This is a genomic window from Streptomyces swartbergensis (assembly GCF_002148965.1).
In the GTDB taxonomy this organism is placed as follows: domain Bacteria; phylum Actinomycetota; class Actinomycetes; order Streptomycetales; family Streptomycetaceae; genus Streptomyces; species Streptomyces swartbergensis.
In genome coordinates this window covers 1-620 of the sequence record NZ_NGFN01000857.1, presented here as the reverse complement: position 1 = coordinate 620, position 620 = coordinate 1, and the positions used below count along the sequence as shown (strand labels likewise).

Sequence of the window (620 nt, the reverse complement as noted above, 5' to 3'; positions counted from 1 at the left end):
TGCCGSGGCAGCCGTACGTTCGAGTGGCGAGGGGCGGACGTCTGGGGGTCAGGGGGCGTCGGCGAGCTCTTCGATCTGGTGGGCGAGATGTGAGTCGGGGCGGAAGACCTGGAAGCCCCACTCTTCGACTTCGTTGACCTGGAGACGGCCGACTGCTTCGCGCAGGGCGAGGGTGGGGCGGTGACGGGGTGTCCGCCGGCGGGAGAAGGGTGTGAGTTGGACGTGGGTGTCCATGGTGACGGCCTGGTGGGCCCAGTGGTCGGCGTCGCGGAGTTCGCCGCGGCCGAGGTGGAACAGGTGCAGGCAGTGGGCGGCGGTGGCGTTGCCGGCGCCGGCCGCGAACTGCCACCACCACTGGGCTCCTTCAGAGGAGTCGGCGAGGCTGAGCAGGCAGGCGAAGTGCAGGGCGCCGTCGATGTAGGCGGGCTCTTCGGCGAATTTCGCCAGGTGCGCGGCAGCGCCGTCGCTGTAGAGGAGCGCTGCGGTTAGGGCCTGGAGGTCTTTGTCGGCGCGGTCGAGGATGGTCGGGAAGCGGCCCTCGGGGGCTAGCTGGGTGCCGAACATGAGGGTGGCTGTGACCTCGCGGACGACTTCCTGCTTCAGCTTGGTGACGTCTTCGT

The 620-nt window shown here is 69.3% G+C and carries 1 pseudogene; it reads right to left on the bottom strand.

What is annotated here, in order from left to right:
• Window positions 1–48 precede the first annotated feature (48 nt).
• A pseudogene (locus CA983_RS46565) lies at window positions 49–620 on the bottom strand (hypothetical protein); the annotation flags it as partial.